Source organism: Metallococcus carri (assembly GCF_011440275.1).
Taxonomy (GTDB): Bacteria; Actinomycetota; Actinomycetes; order Actinomycetales; family Dermatophilaceae; genus Metallococcus; species Metallococcus carri.
This window is the reverse complement of the sequence record NZ_JAAOIV010000005.1, coordinates 185,513-201,342: the sequence shown is the minus strand read 5'-3', so window position 1 is coordinate 201,342 and position 15,830 is coordinate 185,513. Positions and strand designations below refer to the sequence as shown.

Annotated in this window: 12 protein-coding genes and 2 tRNA genes; 5 read left to right on the top strand and 9 right to left on the bottom strand. The window is 68.8% G+C overall.

The window, feature by feature from the left end; translation table 11 throughout:
* Positions 1-265 precede the first annotated feature (265 nt).
* The 5 genes from clpX to G9U51_RS08880 all read right to left on the bottom strand — a co-directional run bounded on the left by clpX (position 266) and on the right by G9U51_RS08880 (position 4,813).
* Positions 266-1,552, bottom strand: a complete 1,287-nt coding sequence (gene clpX / locus G9U51_RS08900) for an ATP-dependent Clp protease ATP-binding subunit ClpX (protein WP_166196100.1) — start codon at positions 1,550-1,552, stop codon at positions 266-268.
* A 227-nt stretch (positions 1,553-1,779) separates the two neighbouring features.
* On the bottom strand, positions 1,780-2,415 hold the full coding sequence (locus tag G9U51_RS08895; protein WP_166196098.1) for an ATP-dependent Clp protease proteolytic subunit: 636 nt from the start codon (positions 2,413-2,415) through the stop codon (positions 1,780-1,782).
* The gene (locus G9U51_RS08890; RefSeq protein ID WP_286168604.1) at positions 2,412-3,029 is read right to left on the bottom strand and encodes an ATP-dependent Clp protease proteolytic subunit; all 618 of its coding nucleotides are present in this window, start codon (positions 3,027-3,029) and stop codon (positions 2,412-2,414) included. The genes G9U51_RS08895 and G9U51_RS08890 overlap by 4 nt, the downstream gene beginning before the upstream one ends.
* Before the next feature lie 172 nt (positions 3,030-3,201).
* Complete coding sequence (gene tig, locus G9U51_RS08885; protein ID WP_166196096.1) at positions 3,202-4,617, bottom strand: trigger factor; 1,416 nt, start codon at positions 4,615-4,617, stop codon at positions 3,202-3,204.
* 122 nt (positions 4,618-4,739) lie between these two features.
* A tRNA-Pro gene (locus tag G9U51_RS08880) sits at positions 4,740-4,813 on the bottom strand.
* Positions 4,814-4,919: 106 nt separating this feature from the next.
* Here G9U51_RS08880 and G9U51_RS08875 point away from each other — a divergent pair.
* Positions 4,920-4,993: transfer RNA gene (locus tag G9U51_RS08875), tRNA-Gly, on the top strand.
* A gap of 505 nt (positions 4,994-5,498) precedes the next feature.
* On the opposite strand, the gene G9U51_RS08870 is transcribed toward G9U51_RS08875, so the two are convergent.
* From G9U51_RS08870 to G9U51_RS08860, 3 genes are all read right to left on the bottom strand, one after another.
* The gene (locus G9U51_RS08870) at positions 5,499-6,635 is read right to left on the bottom strand and encodes a PP2C family protein-serine/threonine phosphatase (protein WP_166196094.1); all 1,137 of its coding nucleotides are present in this window, start codon (positions 6,633-6,635) and stop codon (positions 5,499-5,501) included.
* 93 nt (positions 6,636-6,728) lie between these two features.
* On the bottom strand, positions 6,729-7,193 hold the full coding sequence (locus tag G9U51_RS08865) for a ribose-5-phosphate isomerase (protein WP_166196090.1): 465 nt from the start codon (positions 7,191-7,193) through the stop codon (positions 6,729-6,731).
* Positions 7,194-7,203: 10 nt separating this feature from the next.
* A complete protein-coding gene (locus tag G9U51_RS08860) occupies positions 7,204-7,848 on the bottom strand; it encodes a mycothiol-dependent nitroreductase Rv2466c family protein (protein WP_456238028.1) in 645 nt (214 codons plus the stop codon).
* Between the two features lie 64 nt (positions 7,849-7,912).
* On the opposite strand from G9U51_RS08860, the gene pepN reads away from it, so the two are divergent.
* Positions 7,913-10,489, top strand: coding sequence for an aminopeptidase N (pepN, locus tag G9U51_RS08855; RefSeq protein ID WP_166196088.1), 2,577 nt, complete (start codon positions 7,913-7,915; stop codon positions 10,487-10,489).
* Between the two features lie 13 nt (positions 10,490-10,502).
* Here the strand turns inward: pepN and malQ are convergent, their stop codons facing one another.
* The gene (gene malQ / locus G9U51_RS08850; protein ID WP_166196086.1) at positions 10,503-12,623 is read right to left on the bottom strand and encodes a 4-alpha-glucanotransferase; all 2,121 of its coding nucleotides are present in this window, start codon (positions 12,621-12,623) and stop codon (positions 10,503-10,505) included.
* Between the two features lie 67 nt (positions 12,624-12,690).
* On the opposite strand from malQ, the gene G9U51_RS08845 reads away from it, so the two are divergent.
* The 3 genes from G9U51_RS08845 to G9U51_RS08835 are packed head-to-tail and all read left to right on the top strand — an operon-like array spanning position 12,691 to position 15,761.
* Entirely contained in the window at positions 12,691-13,608 is a 918-nt protein-coding gene (locus tag G9U51_RS08845; protein WP_166196084.1) for a mechanosensitive ion channel family protein, read from the top strand.
* A gap of 19 nt (positions 13,609-13,627) precedes the next feature.
* Complete coding sequence (locus tag G9U51_RS08840; RefSeq protein WP_166196082.1) at positions 13,628-14,017, top strand: globin; 390 nt, start codon at positions 13,628-13,630, stop codon at positions 14,015-14,017.
* Positions 14,018-14,051: 34 nt separating this feature from the next.
* Positions 14,052-15,761, top strand: a complete 1,710-nt coding sequence (locus G9U51_RS08835) for a glycoside hydrolase family 13 protein (RefSeq protein WP_407941433.1) — start codon at positions 14,052-14,054, stop codon at positions 15,759-15,761.
* Positions 15,762-15,830: the final 69 nt, after the last annotated feature.

The window sequence follows — 15,830 nt, the reverse complement described above, 5'->3', positions numbered from 1 at the left end:
GCGTCACTCATGCCTCGCGAAACGTCACTAAAACCTCGCGAGACGTCACTGGGCGATCGGCGCCATCCCTGCCGGCGCGCCCACTCGCGAACCCGGCGCCGACTCGCGAACCCGGCGCGCACTCGCAGGCACCGGTGCGACCTGCATGCCGTGATCACGGCATGCGAGTGCGACCACGGCATGTGAGTGGGCTATCTGCCTGCGGGTCGGACGATCAACTTCGTTGCCCAGAACGCGAGCAGCGGATGCGCCGCTGCGGCTGGGCTCAGGCGGATTCCTTGCGCTGCTGACGCTTGCGCGAGGGAGCGGCCTCGCGGCGCACAATCGTCGGGTTGACGTTGTCCAGCACCACCTCGCGGGTGACGACCACGCGGGCGATGTCGTCATCGCTCGGCACGTCGAACATCACCGGCAGCAGCACTTCCTCCATGATCGCGCGCAGTCCGCGAGCGCCGGTGCCGCGCTCGTTGGCCTTCTCGGCGATCGCGAGCAGCGCGTCGTCGGTGACCTCCAACTCGGCGCCGTCCAGCTCGAACATCCGCTGGTATTGCTTCACCAGGGCGTTGCGTGGCTCGGTGAGGATCCGCACCAGCGCCTCTTCGCCCAGGCTTTCCAAGGCGGTGACCACGGGCAGGCGGCCGACGAACTCGGGGATCAGTCCGAACTTCAACAGGTCATCCGGGGTCACCGAGGAGAAGAGCTGGTCGGCGTTCTGGGCGTTGCGCAGCGCCGCGCCGAAACCGAGGCCCTGCTTGCCGATCCGCTGCTCGATGATCTGGTCCAGGCCGGCGAACGCACCACCCACGATGAACAACACATTGGTCGTGTCGATCTGGATGAACTCCTGGTGCGGGTGCTTGCGGCCACCCTGCGGCGGCACCGAGGCCGAGGTGCCCTCCAGGATCTTCAGCAGCGCCTGCTGCACGCCCTCACCGGAGACATCGCGGGTGATCGAGGGGTTCTCGCTCTTGCGGGCGACCTTGTCGATCTCGTCGATGTAGATGATCCCGGTCTCGGCCTTCTTCACATCGAAGTCGGCGGCCTGAATCAGCTTGAGCAGGATGTTCTCGACGTCCTCGCCCACATAACCGGCCTCGGTGAGCGCGGTGGCGTCGGCGATCGCGAACGGCACGTTGAGCATCCGGGCGAGGGTCTGAGCCAGATAGGTCTTGCCGGACCCGGTCGGGCCGATCAGCAGGATGTTGGACTTGGCGATCTCGACATGCTCGCCGTCGCGCTTGGCCGAGGAGTCCTCGGCGGCCTGGATGCGCTTGTAGTGGTTGTAGACCGCCACCGCGAGCGACTTCTTGGCCGCGTCCTGGCCGACGACATACTCGCACAGGAACTCGAAGATCTCCCGCGGCTTGGGCAGCTTCTCCAGCCCGAGCTCGGAGGACTCGGCGAGCTCCTCCTCGATGATCTCGTTGCACAGATCGATGCACTCATCGCAGATGTAGACCCCCGGCCCCGCGATGAGCTTCTTGACCTGCTTTTGGCTCTTGCCGCAGAACGAGCACTTCAGCAGGTCGCCGCTCTCTCCCATACGTGCCACGTGGCTCGTTTCCCTTCACTGCTCGGGGCCGGATCAAGGTGACGCTACTGCCCCACCACCATGCTCCCTGTCATTGAAACCCGGTGTGGCGGTGCGCGTCACCCCTGTCCGCTCACAGCGCAATCGCGCTGGACCCACGGTAAGCGGTGGGTATGACGAAGCGCCGGCCCGCCCCCGCGAACGCGGGGGCGGGCCGGCGCTTGACGGCATACGCACCAAGAAGACGCTCAGTCCTGCAAGGACGCCTTACGGCTGGCGAGCACCTCGTCGATCAGGCCGTACTCCTTGGCCTCATCAGCGGTGAGGATCTTGTCCCGCTCGATGTCCTGCTCGACCTGCTCGACCGACCGGCCGGTGTGGTTGCTCAGCGTCTCCTCCAGCCAGCGGCGCATCCGGAAGATCTCGTTGGCGGTGATCTCCAGGTCCGAGGCGGTGCCGCCCGAGCCCTCCATCGCCGGTTGGTGGATCAGGATGCGCGCGTTGGGCAACGCGAACCGCTTGCCCTTGGCACCGGCACCCAGCAACACCGCCGCAGCCGAGGCAGCCTGACCGAGCACGAAGGTCTGCACATCCGGCTGGATGTACTGCATCGTGTCGTAGATCGCGGTCAGCGCGGTGAACGAACCACCGGGGCTGTTGATGTACATCAGGATGTCGCGGTCCGGGTCCTGGCTCTCCAGCACGATCAGCTGGGCGATGATGTCGTCCGCCGACGCGTCGTCCACCTGGGTGCCGAGGAAGATGATCCGGTCCTCGAACAGCTTGTTGTAGGGGTCGGACCGCTTGATGCCGTAGGAGGTGCGCTCCTCGAACTGCGGCAGGATGTAGCGGCTGCTCGGGGTCTGCAAACGCTCGTTCGTCATGCCTTCACCTCACCGGGGGCGTCGATCGACCGCTCGAAGACGTGGTCGACGAAGCCGTAGTCCTTGGCCTCCTTCGCCGTGAACCAGCGGTCCCGGTCGGAGTCCTTCTCGATCTGCTCCGGCGTCTGGCCGGTGTGCTCGGCGATCAGCTCCGCCAGCTCCTTCTTCATGCCCAGCAGCAGCTCGGCCTGCGTCTTGATGTCCGACGCGGTGCCGCCGATGCCACCGGAGGGCTGGTGCATCATGATCCGGGCGTGCGGCGTGGCATAGCGCTTGCCCTTCGCGCCGGCGGACAGCAGGAACTGACCCATGCTCGCGGCCAGGCCCATCGCCACGGTCGCGACATCGTTGGGGATCCAGTTCATCGTGTCGTAGATCGCCATACCCGCGGTGACCGAACCACCGGGGCTGTTGATGTAGAGCCAGATGTCCTTCTCCGGGTCCTCCGCGGCGAGCAGCAGCAGCTGCGCGCAGATCGCGTTGGCGTTGTCGTCCCGGACGTCCGAGCCCAAGAAGATGATGCGTTCCTTGAGGAGCCGGTTGTAGATCTGGTCGTCCAGTCCGACGACGGGCTGTGTGCTCATCGTCGGCTGGGCGTCATTGCTCAGCGTCATCGTCACTCCATCTCACACGTAGTGCGTGTGCTCGTACTTTCACTGGACCCTAACGTCGGGCCTCGCCCTTTTCGTCCCGGGTCCCGGGCACGTTCGCTCACAGCGCAAAGCAACGGGAGGGGCCGACTCGTCGTCGACCGCCTCCCGTCGTGCTTTTCGATCCGGTATGCCGTCAGCTCTTCGCCGGCTCGCCGTCCGCGTCCGCCTCCGGCTGGTCGTCACTCGCCTGCTCGCTGGCCGGTGCGTCGGTGTCGGCGTTGGTGTTGTCGGCCTCATCGGCCGGGCTCTCGCCGGCGTCGTCGTGGCTCTCGGCCGCGTCGTCGCCGGTGTTGAGCTCCTCGAGGTCGACCTCGTTGCCGTCGGTGTCGACCACGGTGGCCTTCTCCAGCACCGAGGCCAGCGCCTTGCGACGCGCCACCTCGCTCAGCACGGCCGGCACCTGACCCTGCTGGTCGAGCGCCTGCGCGAACTGGTTGGGGTCCATGCCGTACTGCTGCGCCGACATGATGAGGTACTCGATCAGCTCCTCCTGGGAGACCTCGATCCCGTCCTGCTCCACGATCTTGTCGAGCACCAGCTGGGTCTTCAGCGCCTCGCGGGTGTTCTCGTCGACCTCGGCGCGGTGCTCGTCGTCATCCAGCCGGTCCTCGCCCTCGAGGTGGCTGTGCACCTCGGCCTCGACGACGCTCTCGGGCAGCGGCACGTCGACCTTCTCCAGCAGCTGCTCGAGCACCTTGTCGCGGGCCTGCAGACCCTGCTCGAAGCGCTTGCGCTGCTCGGCCTGGGTGGTGAGGTCGGCCCGCAGCTCGTCCACGGTGTCGTGTTCGGACGCCAGCTGGGCGAACTCGTCGTCGACCTCGGGCAGCTGACGCTCCTTGAGCGACTGCAGCGTGACGGTGCACTCGGCATCCTCACCCTCGCGGTCGCCGCCGGCCAGGGCGGCGGTGAAGGTCTTGGACTCCCCGACCTTCAGGCCGATCAACGCTTCGTCCAGGCCCGGCAGCATCGTGCCGCTGCCGATCTCGTAGGAGACACCGGAGACATCGTCGATCTGCTCGTCGCCGATGGTGGCCGCCAGGTCGATCGTGGTGAAGTCGCCGTCCTGCGCGGCGCGGTCGACACCCACCAGGGTGCCGAAGCGGGTGCGCAGCGCCTCCAGCTCGGCCTCGACATCCTCGTCGGTGACCTTCAGCGGCTCGACCTCGACCTTCAGGTCGGCGAAGTCGGGCAGCGTGATCTCCGGGCGGGTGTCCAACTCGGCGGTGAAGGTCAGCGGCCCCTCGGCCTCGACCGGCACCTCAGTGACCTCCACCTCCGGCTGACCGAGCGGGCGGATGTCGTTGTCCTCGATGGCCTTTGCGTAGAGATCGGGCAGCACGGCGTTGACCGCCTCCTGCACCACCATGCCGCGCCCGAACCGCTGGTCGATCAGCCGCGCCGGAACCTTGCCCTTGCGGAAACCGGGGATCTGCACCTGCTGGCCGATCGAGGTGTACGCCTCCTCGATGCTCGGCTTGAGCTCCTCGTAAGGAACCTCCACGGTCAGCTTGACCCGGGTCGGGTTCAGGTTTTCGACGGCGCTCTTCACTACGGGCACTCCAGAGTTTGCGAATCGGTGGATCGGGTGGATGGCGTTGGTCGCACCCGCGCCGGACAGGCGCATCGCGCACGTCCGACGTGGACGCACGCCTTCGCCCAGCATCGTATCGGTCGGGGTAGCCGGATTCGAACCGGCGGCCTTCCGCTCCCAAAGCGGACGCGCTACCAAGCTGCGCCATACCCCGCGCGCCAGACGCCTCCCGGATTGGGAACCACACCGGCGAGCAAGTAGGCTAACCGCTCGTCATCCACGCACCACGGTCGCCCCGTGGTGGCCGCGGATCGACGCCCGCGGGTGTAGCTCAATGGTAGAGCCCCAGTCTTCCAAACTGGCTACGCGAGTTCGATTCTCGTCACCCGCTCCACCCTGCTTCGCGCATCTGGCGGGTCCGAACTCGTTCGGACCCGCCACATGCGCTTCGCGGGTGGATTCCCTCTCGCGCGCTCCGCAAGCGTCGCCGCGCGGTCCAGCTACGCGGGTGATCTTTTCTGCGGCGCTCGGCAAGCCTCGCCGCCGCACCGCTCCACCACCCGCGGGTGATTTCTTCTGCGGCGCTCGGCAAGCGTCGCCGCGCGGTCCAGCTACGCGGGTGATGTCTCACCCGGCCCCGGCGAACGAGTTCGCCGGGGCCGTTTCGACAGCTACGCGGGTGATCTTTTCTGCGGCGCTCGGCACGCCTCGCCGCCGCGCCGCTCCACGACACCCGTAGTAGAGGAATCCGGCGGCTATAGCGACCATGACGCTGGGGCCATGTCGGGCCTTCGACTCGCTGCGCTCGCTCAACCACCGACACGAGCGCTGTCGGGGCTTCGACTCGCTGCGCTCGCTCAACCACCGACCGCGCTCGCTCAACCACCGACACCGGCGGGTCAGACGCGGCGCAGGATGACGACCGTGCGGTCGTCGGTCTCGCCCGCGGGCGCAGCGGCGCAGATCCGGTCGGGCGCGCCCTCCCAGCCGCGGGCGATCTCCTGGTCGGCGATGCCCATCATCCGGTCGGTGCCTTGGGTGAGGTCGCCGTTGCGCGACTCGATCACTCCGTCGCTCACGATCAGCAACGCGTCGCCGTGGTCGAGATGCCCGGTCTGGCGCGGGAAATCGGAGGGATCGAGCTCGTCGATCACGCCCAGCACGACACCGGAAGCGGCGCTGAGCGACTCCCACCGGCCGGACCCGGCGTGATACTGCACCACCGCCGGATGGCCCGCCGAGCCCAGACTGAATCGGCCGGTCTGCAGATCCACCGACAGGTGCGTGGCGGTGGCGAATCCCTCGCCCCACTGCTGGCGGACGAGGTAGTTGTTGGCCGCGGCGAGCACGAGCTCGGGCGCCATGACACCGAGCAGACCCGAGATGGCGCCGCCCATGAGCAGCGATCGGCCCGCGGCGGTGAGGCCCTTGCCGGAGACATCGACCACGGCGACGTCGAACCGCTCGTCCGCCCCGTTGACGCAGCCAACGACGATGTCACCGCAGAACGGCTGACCATGTGCGGCCCGCACGCAGTAATCCGCCCGCCACCCCTGCGGCAAGGCCGGCAGTCGCGTCTGCACCGCCTGGCGATAACGCAGGTCGCTGATCAACCGCGATGCATTCTGCTGCGGCATCCCGAGTCGGCTCCAGGTGCGCTGCATCGTCAGCGCGAGCCCGAGCATCACGAGCAGCAGGGCCGCGGCGGCGAGCGTCCGGCTGGTCAACTCGCCGGGGATCACCGTGGTGGCGACCACGAAAGCGGCGAAGGCAACGCCGAGCACCACCGCACGGATCATCCCGATCAGCATGAAACCCGCGGCCATCACGACCGGGAGGAACACCCCGAAGGTGAGATCGGGCCAGCTGACGACCAGCACCATCGCCACGAAGGCGAAACAGATAAGCACTCCGGCGAGGGTCCGCTCGAGGTATTCCGGCGTGCGCCGACCGGTGACGTCGGCCAGATGCCGCAGCGGCGTCCTGGTTGCGGACGCTGCTGCGGGAGGTGCAGCTGCGGCTGGGCTCGTCGCCATGCCTCACACGGTAGGCGAGGCACGGCGTGAGGGAAATCCCTGACGGCAGTTCATGGACCCTTTCGGCCCTTTTTCACCCGCCTGGGTGAGACACTATGCGGTCGGCAGCGTCCCTTCCTGCTCATAGGCGGTCACCATGGCGACCCGGCGACTGTGACGCTCGATGCCGGAGAACGGAGTGTTCAGGAAGGTCTCGACGATCGCCTTGGCCTGGTCGACGGTGTTGAACCGCGCGCCGATCGAGATGACCTGAGCGTCGTTGTGCTCGCGCGCGAGCTGGGCCAGCTCGTCGGTGTAGCACAACGCAGCGCGGATGCCCTTGACCTTGTTGGCCGCGATCTGCTCGCCATTGCCGGAACCACCCAGCACGATCCCCAGCGAACCGGGGTCGCCGGCGACTCCCTCGGCCGCGCGCAGCACGTAGACCGGGTAGTCGTCCTGCTCGTCATACTCCTTAGGACCGTGGTCGATCACCTCGTGCCCCTGCTGCGCCAGCCAGTCGACGAGCGCGCGCTGCATCTCGTATGCCGCGTGGTCGCCTCCGATGTGAACCCGCATCGTCGTCCTCTCAGTCGAAGTTGGGGCCTTCGGTGCGGGTGCGCTTGAGCTCGTAGAAGCCCGGCGTGCCCGCCACCAACAGGCAGCCGTCCCACAGCCTGCCCGCGTCCTCGCCCTTGGGCGCGGGCGTCACGACCGGCCCGAAGAACGCGATGTCACCGATGCCGACCACCGGCGTGCCCACGTCGTCGCCGACGAGGTCCATCGCGCGCTGGTGGGAGGCCCGCAACCGCTGGTCGATGTCGTCACCCGGGGTGTTCTCGCCGGCGTCGATCAGCTCCGGCGGCAGGCCGCACTCCTGCAGCGCCTCGATCACGACGGCGCGCAGGTCGGCGTCGTCCTTGCCGCGGCCACCGGGGTGGATGCGGGTGCCGATCGCGTCATACAGCTTGCCGACGACCTCGTCGCCGTGCTCCTTCTGGGCCGCGATGACGACCCGGACCGGCAGCCAGGCGCGGTCGAGCAGGGCGCGGTAGTCGTCCGGCAGGTCGCGGCCCTCGTTGAGGACCGACAGCGACATGACCGTCCAGGTCACCTCGATCGGCCGCACCTGTTCGACCTGCTTGAGCCAACGGGAGGTCATCCAGGCCCACGGGCACACCGGGTCGAAGAACATCTCGGCGCGCTGGCGCCCTGTCGTCGTGTTCTCAGTCACGTGCTCATCCTGCCACCCGCCCGTGACACCATGACCCGGCCCACGAAGCACCGGAAGGATGAGCATGCCCGGCACCAACCTGACCCAGGCCGAGGCGATCGCACGGTCGTCGCTGCTGCAGGTCGAGTCCTACGACATCGACCTCGACCTCACCCGCGACGAGGCGACTTTCGCGACCTCGAGCCGGATCCGATTCAAGGCAGCCGAGGCGGCCGACACCTTCGTGGACTTCGTCGGCGACTCCGTCGAAGAAATCGTGCTCAATGGCGAATCCCTCGATCCCGCAACGCATTTCAGCGACAGCCGAGTCTCGCTGCCGGGGCTTGCGCAGGGCGCTAACGAGGTACTGATCCGCGCGACCGGGCGATACACCAACTCCGGTGAGGGCTTGCACCGGTTCGTCGACCCGGCCGACAACGAGGTCTACCTCTACAGCCAGTTCGAGGTGCCGGACAGCCGCCGGATGTTCCCGGTCTTCGAGCAGCCGGACCTCAAGGCGACCTTCCGGTTCAGGGTCACCGCGCCCGCACACTGGCAGGTCGTGTCGGTCCAGCCGACGCCGGAACCCGTTGCGGCACAAGGGGTATGGCGTTCGCCTGGCGGCGACGAGCTGCCCACCGCGACCTGGAGCTTCGAGGCCACGCCGCGGCTGTCGTCATACATCACGGCGCTGGTGGCCGGCCCGTATGCCGTCGTCCGCGACAGCGTGACCAGTGGCGCCGGCGAGGTGCCGCTCGCGATCTACTGCCGCAAGTCGCTGCGCGAATATCTCGACGCGGACAACATCTTCGACTGCACCAAGCGCGGATTCGCGTTCTTCGAGCAGATGTTCGGCACGCCCTATCCGTTCGCGAAATACGACCAGCTGTTCACGCCCGAATACAACATGGGCGCGATGGAGAACGCCGGCTGCGTCACCTTCAACGAGATCTACATCTTCCGCGCGGCCGTCTCCGAGGTGCTGGTCGAACGCCGCGCGCTGACGATCCTGCACGAGCTGGCGCACATGTGGTTCGGCGACCTGGTGACCATGAAGTGGTGGGACGACCTGTGGCTCAACGAGTCCTTCGCCGAGTGGGCCTCGACTGCCGCCCAGGCCGAGGCGACCGAGTGGACCGAGGCGTGGACCACCTTCACGGCGATCGAGAAGAACGGGGCGTATGTCGCCGACCAGCTCTCCTCCACCCACCCGATCGTCGCGGACATCCCCCACCTGGAAGCGGTCGAGTCCAATTTCGACGGCATCACCTACGCCAAGGGCGCATCGGTGCTCAAGCAGCTGGTGGCGTATGTCGGCCGCGAGCCTTTCGTGGCCGGGCTGCGGTCCTATTTCGCCAAGCACGCGTGGGGCAACACCACGCTCGCCGACCTCCTGATCGAGCTGGAGGCCACCTCCGGCCGGGACCTGCAGTCGTGGTCGACGAAGTGGCTGCAGACCGCCCAGGTCAACACGCTGCGCGTCGAGCTCGAGACCGACGATGAGGGCGTCATCACCGCCGCTCGCCTGGTGCAAACCGCACCGGAGGACTATCCGACCCTGCGCCCCCACCGCCTGGTGATCGGGTTCTATGAGCCCCGCGCTGCGCAATGGGTCCGCACCGAACGGGTCGAGGTCGATGTCGACGGTGCCGTCACCTCGCTGCCGGGGCTGGTTGGCCTGCGTCGCACGCCGCTGGTGCTGGTCAACGACGAGGACTTGACCTTCGCCAAGGTGCGGCTGGACGAGCAGTCCCTGGCCGCGGTGCGCGAGCACCCCCACGGTCTGCCCTCGCTCCCCCGCGCGCTCGTGCTCGGCGCGCTGTGGGATATGACCCGCGACGGCGAGCTCGCCGCCTCGGACTACCTCACCGCGGCCCTCGGCCTGCTGCGCGACGAGCGCGATCCGGCGCTGCTGAAGATCCTGCTGCTGTCGGTGCACACCACCTCCCGCCGCTATGTGCGGCCCGACCGGCGCGATGCTGCGATCGCTCAGGTCACCGCGACCCTGCGCGAGGTGGCGCTGCAGGCGGAGGCCGGATCGGACACCCAGCTGCAGGTCGTGCAGGCCTTCGCCGGGGCGGCGCAGGAGCCGGACGACGTGGCGCTGATCCAGGGATGGCTCGACGGTTCGCAATCGCTGCCCGGGCTCGACATCGACACCGAGATGCGCTGGACCCTGCTGACCTCGCTGGTGGCGGCCGGTGTCGCCGGTGAGCCGGAGATCACCGCCGAGCTCGGCCGGGACGCCACCGCGACCGGCCAGGAGCGAGCGGCACGCGCGCGGGCCGCCATACCGACGCCGGAGGCCAAGGCGAGCGCCTGGCAACGGCTGGTGCACGACACGGGCGTGCCGAACGAGACGATCAACGCGATCGGTCAGGGGTTCAACCGGGTGCACGACCGGACACTGCTCGAGCCGTATGTCGCGGCGTACCACGCGATGCTGCGCTCGATGTGGCAGGCGCGCAGCTTCCACATCGGCGAGAGCATCGCGCAGCTGGCCTATCCCGCGGCGCTGGCCGACCAGTCCTTGCTGGACGCCACCCAGGGGTGGCTGGACGCCAACACCGACGCGCCGGACGGACTGCGCCGGATCGTCGCCGAGCATCGCGACCAGCTCACCCGGGCCCTGCGCGCGCAGGAGCGGGACGCCGGGGCCTGATCCGGCGCGGCACTCAGCGCGTGTCGCGCTGGTTGACCGCGCGGATCAGCCGCTTGGCCCGGCGCGACACCATCACGTCGTCGAGCAGCAGCGGCTGGTGGTCGCCGTCGGCGAGCGGGAGCCGCCAGTTGGGATATTCCTCGTCCGTGCCGGGCTGGTTGATCGTGCGCACGTCGCCGACGAGGTCGTTGATCGACACTCCGAGCAGCCGGCTCGGTGACCAGGTGAGGAACCGGTGCAGCGCGTCCACCTGCTCTTCGACGGTCGACGTCTGCTTGAGCAGCCCGCGCTCACGCAGGGCGTGCAGCATCGACTCGCGCTGCGCGTCGTCCTCGGCGATCTCCTCCTCCAGCGGCCGGGTGAGCAGCCCGAGCTCATGCCGGACCGCGATGTGCTCACCCTGCAGGTAGCCGGCGGTCGGTGGCAGGTCGTGCGTGGTGACCGATGCCAGGCACAGCGCCCGGTAGGTCTCCGGCGGCTTGGGCCGGTCGCCCTCGCGCTCGAACCACAGGATCGAGGTGCCGAGGATGCCGCGCTCGGTGAGATAGCTGCGCACCCAGTCCTCGACCGTGCCGAGGTCCTCGCCGATGATGACCGCCCCGGCCCGCTGCGCCTCGAGCGCGAGGATGCCGATGAGCGCCTCGTGGTCATAGCGCACATAGGTGCCGGTGGTCGGTGACTGACCGGCCGGCAGCCACCACAACCGGAACAGCCCGATGATGTGGTCGACCCGCAGGCCGCCGGCCATCCGCAGCAGGCTGCGGATCATGTCGCGGAAGGGCGCGTAGCCGCTGTCAGCGAGCCGGTCGGGGCGCCACGGCGGCTGACTCCAGTCCTGGCCGAGCTGGTTGTAGTCGTCCGGCGGCGCTCCAACGCTGATTCCCTGCGCGAGCACATCGCCGAGGGCCCAGGCGTCGGCGCCGTCGGGGTGCACGCCGACCGCCAGGTCGTGGATCGTGCCGATCCGCATCCCGGCCGCGCGCATCTCCTGGTCGGCGTCGGCGAGCTGGGTCTGCACGATCCACTGCAGCCAGCACTGGAACTCGACCTCGTCGGCGAGGCGCTCACGCTCGGCAGTGACGGCCTCGCTGTGCGGCATCCGCAACTCCGGCGGCCACTCCTGCCACGGCAGGCCACGATCGACGGCGATCGCGCACCAGGTCGCGAAGTCGACCAGCGCCTGCCCCTCCCGGGCGCAGAACTCCTCAAACTCCCGGGTGCGCCGGTGGGTGTGCTCGGCGCGGAACAGCATCCGCAGGGCCGCCCGCTTGGACTGCCACGAGCCGTCGCGGTCCAGTTGCGGCAGGCCGTTGAGCCGCCGGGCGTCGTCGCTGTGCCACTCGATCAGCTGGTGTTCGGCGGCCGAGAGGTAGCCCATCTCGGCCACCTCCTCGACCCGGATGTACATCGGGTTGACGAACCGTCGCGAGGTCGGCAGGTATGGCGAGGGCTCCATGGTCGGGATGGGTTCGGCGGCGTGCACCGGGTTGACCAGCACGAAGTCGGCGCCCTGCCTCGCCGCCCACGTGCCGAGCTCGGCGAGGTCTGCGGCGTCGCCGATCCCCCACGACCGGGCCGAGCGGACGGCATACAGCTGGGTCGTGAGGCCCCACGCGCGGTCCTTGCTGATCGACTCACCAAGCTCGAGGCGTTGCGGGGTGACGATGACCGGCGCGGTGTGCGCGCCCTCGCCCGCCCGCACGACCAGCCGGTGATAGCCGAGCGGCAGATCGCCGGGCAGCTCGACGGTGAGCTCGGCGACCCGCACGCCGTCGATCTCGCGCGGCTCGATCCAGTGTTCGACGCGCGGGACCGGGCGGCGGCCGCCGTCCTCCAGCTCGAGCTCGGCGGCGATCTCGGTGCCCTCGGACACGTGCACCGGCACCCAGGGCGTCCACCCTTCGCGCAGCACGACCACACGGGGCAGCGGCCGGCGCCAGGGCTCGATCTGCTTGTCCGCCAACGCTTTTGCCACGGCGTCCGGCGTGCTCGTGTCGATATCGAGCGCGGCCAGCACCGCCGCGATCGTCTCGTCGCTGACGACGACGTGATTGCCCTTCCAGTCCCAATAGTCGGTCGCGACGCCGTAGGCGCGCGCGAGATCGGTCAGCGGCGACGAGGGCTGCGCGGGCATGGCGGCAGTGTGTCACGGGCGCACCGGGTCCGTGAGCCCACCAGGACAGCCCTGCGAGGATAGGAGCATGCGTGCCCTCGACCCCTTGCTCGACAACCGGTCCTCCACCATGGACTGGTTGCTCGGCACGCCGCTGATGATCCTCGGGATCGTCGTCGTCGCCTTGCTGCTGCGGTGGATCCTGCACCGCGCCATCAACCGGGCCGTCGCGTTGATGGAGCGCCGCGGCGCCGAACGCCGTTCGTCGACACCCGGGCGCGCGGAGCGGGTGATCCTGCAGGCGACCGGGCTCGACAGCGAGCGCCGCCGCCAGCGTGCCGCCACGATGGGGTCCCTGCTGCGTTCGGTGTCGACCTTCGTGATCTTCGGCATCGCCGCGCTCACGATCATGGCCGAGGTCGGGGTGCCGCTCGCCCCGCTGCTCACCTCCGCGGGCATCGGCGGTGTCGCGATCGGTTTCGGCGCGCAGAGCCTGGTCAAGGACTTCCTCTCCGGCATCTTCATGATCCTCGAGGACCAATACGGCGTCGGCGACATCATCGACACCGGGCAGGCCGTCGGCGAGGTCGAGGAGGTGACGCTGCGGATCACCCGCATCCGGGACGCCAGCGGCATCGTGTGGTACGTCCGCAACGGCGAGATCCTGCGCATCGGCAACAAATCGCAGGGCTGGGCCACGGCGCTCGTCGACGTGCCGATCGCCTACGACCAGCCGATCGAGCAGGCGCTCGCCACGCTGCGCGAGGTGGTCACCGAGATGGACCAGCAGGAGCCGTGGACCTCCAAACTGCTCGAGGAGCCCACGGTCGCCGGTGTGGAGTCGGTGAGCGGCGGCGTCGTCACGCTGCGGATCATCGCCAAATGCGTGCCCAACGAACAGTTCGCGGTCTCCCGGGAGCTGCGTGAGCGCAGCAAGCTCGCTCTCGACGCGGCCGGCATCCGGGGGCCGCAAATGCCGCTGTTTTCCCCGCCCACTCAGCCCTGATGTATGACGAGGAGTCACCTTGACCTTCTATGACGAGGTCGGCGGTGCACCGGTTTTCGACCGGCTGGTGCACGAGTTCTACCGCGGGGTCGCCGGCGACCCCGAATTGCGCGCACTCTACCCGGAGGAGGATCTCGGCCCCGCCGAGGTGCGGTTGCGGATGTTCCTCGAGCAGTACTGGGGTGGGCCCAACACCTACTCCCAGGAGCGCGGGCACCCGCGACTTCGCATGCGGCACATGCCTTTTCGGGTCACGCCGAAGATGCGCGACCACTGGCTGATGCACATGATGACCGCCGTGGACAGCCTCACCCTCGACGACGCGCACGACGCGCAGTTGCGCGACTACCTGACGCGGGCGGCATACATGTTGGTGAACACCCTCGAGGACGAGCCGGAAGCGACTTGAATCGAGGCGGCGCAGGGTCCCAGACTGGTGCGCCGTGTCCCTTTCGACCAGCCCCCTGACCTTGCCCGACGCCACCACGGTGGTCCACCAGGCGACCGCCGCCCACGAATGGTGGCGGCACGCGGTGATCTACCAGATCTACCCGCGCTCGTTCGCCGACGCCAACGGGGACGGCATGGGCGACCTGCCCGGCATCACCGGCAAGCTGCCCTACCTGCGAGCGCTCGGCGTCGACGCCGTGTGGCTCTCGCCGTTCTACACCTCGCCGCAGGCCGACGCGGGCTATGACGTTGCCGACTACCGCGACGTGGATCCGCTCTTCGGCACCCTCGCCGATGCGGAGGAGCTGGTCACCGAGGCGCACCGGCTCGGTCTGAAGGTCATCGTCGACCTGGTGCCGAACCACTCCTCGGACGAGCATGCGTGGTTCCAGGCGGCGCTGGCAGCAGGCCCGGGGTCAACGGAGCGGGAGCGCTATGTCTTCCGCGACGGGTCGGGCGACGGGTCGCAGCCGCCGAACAACTGGGAGTCGGTCTTCGGTGGCCCCGCGTGGACGCGCGTCCCGGACGGCCAGTGGTATCTGCACCTGTTCGACCCCAAGCAGCCGGACTTCAACTGGGACAACCCGCAGGTGCGCGAGGAGTTCGAGTCGATCCTGCGGTTCTGGCTGGACCGTGGCATCGACGGCTTCCGGGTCGACGTCGCGCACGGACTGATCAAGCAGGCCGGGCTGCCGGACTATGGCGGCCCGCTGGCACTGCTGGACGCTGCCGACGACGCGAGCCAGCACGCGGGCGAGGTGGCCCGGCCGCCGATGTGGGACCAGGACGGTGTGCACGAGATCTACCAGGCCTGGCGGCGCATCCTGGAGTCCTACGCGGGCGAGGACCGGATCATGTGCGCCGAGGCGTGGGTGGAGCCGCCGGAGCGGCTCGCGCTCTATGTGCGACCCGATGAATTCCAGCAGGCCTTCAACTTCGACTTCCTGCAGGCGCCGTGGGAGGCCGACGAGCTGCGCCAGGTCATTGCCAGCTCGTATGCCGCGAACGACCAGGTCGGCGCCCCCACCACCTGGGTGCTGTCCAACCACGACGTGGTGCGGCACGCCAGCCGCCTCGGCCTGCCGATCGGCACCCGCCGGCCCAACGGCATCGGCGCCGACGACCCGCAGCCGGACGCGGTCGCCGGACTGCGGCGCGCCCGCGCGGCGACGACGCTGATGCTCGGGCTGCCCGGCAGCTCCTATCTCTACCAGGGCGAGGAGCTCGGGCTGCCCGACCACACCACGATGCCCGACTCCTACCGGCAGGACCCGGCGTGGGAGCGCAGCGGACACCAGGAAAAGGGCCGCGACGGCTGCCGGGTGCCGATCCCGTGGGTGGCGGATGCGCCCGGGTACGGCTTCGGCCCGTCGGAGCGGACCTGGCTGCCGCAGCCGGAGACCTACGGCCCGCTGGCGGCCGACCGCCAGGAGGGTGACCCCACCTCCACCCTCTCGCTCTACCGCCAGTTGCTGCGGCTGCGCCGGGAGCTGCGCCTCGGCGAGGGCTCGCTGGCCTCGTGGGATGCCGGCGCCGACGTGATCGCCTACCGCAACGAGGCACCGGGCGGTGTGGTGCAGCTGCTGGTCAACCTCGGCGCATCACCGGTCGAACTTCCTTCTGGCGCAACGGTGCTCATCGCGAGTGAGCCGCTGGAGGGCACGGCGGTGCCGACCGACACGGCGGTGTGGTTCACGGTCTGAGGACTGTCGGCGGGGCCTTTCGGGCTCGGTCGAGCTTGTGGCGGCCGGCCGGCCGGGCCTTCGGGCCCG

Bases quoted from the DNA above. Each gene is read 5' to 3' on its own strand.
- G9U51_RS08895 (WP_166196098.1), bottom strand. From the start codon at position 2,415: ATGACGAACGAGCGTTTGCAGACCCCGAGCAGCCGCTACATCCTGCCG.
- G9U51_RS08890 (WP_286168604.1), bottom strand. From the start codon at position 3,029: ATGACGCTGAGCAATGACGCCCAGCCGACGATGAGCACACAGCCCGTC.
- malQ (WP_166196086.1), bottom strand. From the start codon at position 12,623: ATGCCCGCGCAGCCCTCGTCGCCGCTGACCGATCTCGCGCGCGCCTAC.
- pepN (WP_166196088.1), top strand. From the start codon at position 7,913: ATGCCCGGCACCAACCTGACCCAGGCCGAGGCGATCGCACGGTCGTCG.
- G9U51_RS08845 (WP_166196084.1), top strand. From the start codon at position 12,691: ATGCGTGCCCTCGACCCCTTGCTCGACAACCGGTCCTCCACCATGGAC.
- G9U51_RS08870 (WP_166196094.1), bottom strand. From the start codon at position 6,635: ATGGCGACGAGCCCAGCCGCAGCTGCACCTCCCGCAGCAGCGTCCGCA.
- G9U51_RS08865 (WP_166196090.1), bottom strand. From the start codon at position 7,193: ATGCGGGTTCACATCGGAGGCGACCACGCGGCATACGAGATGCAGCGC.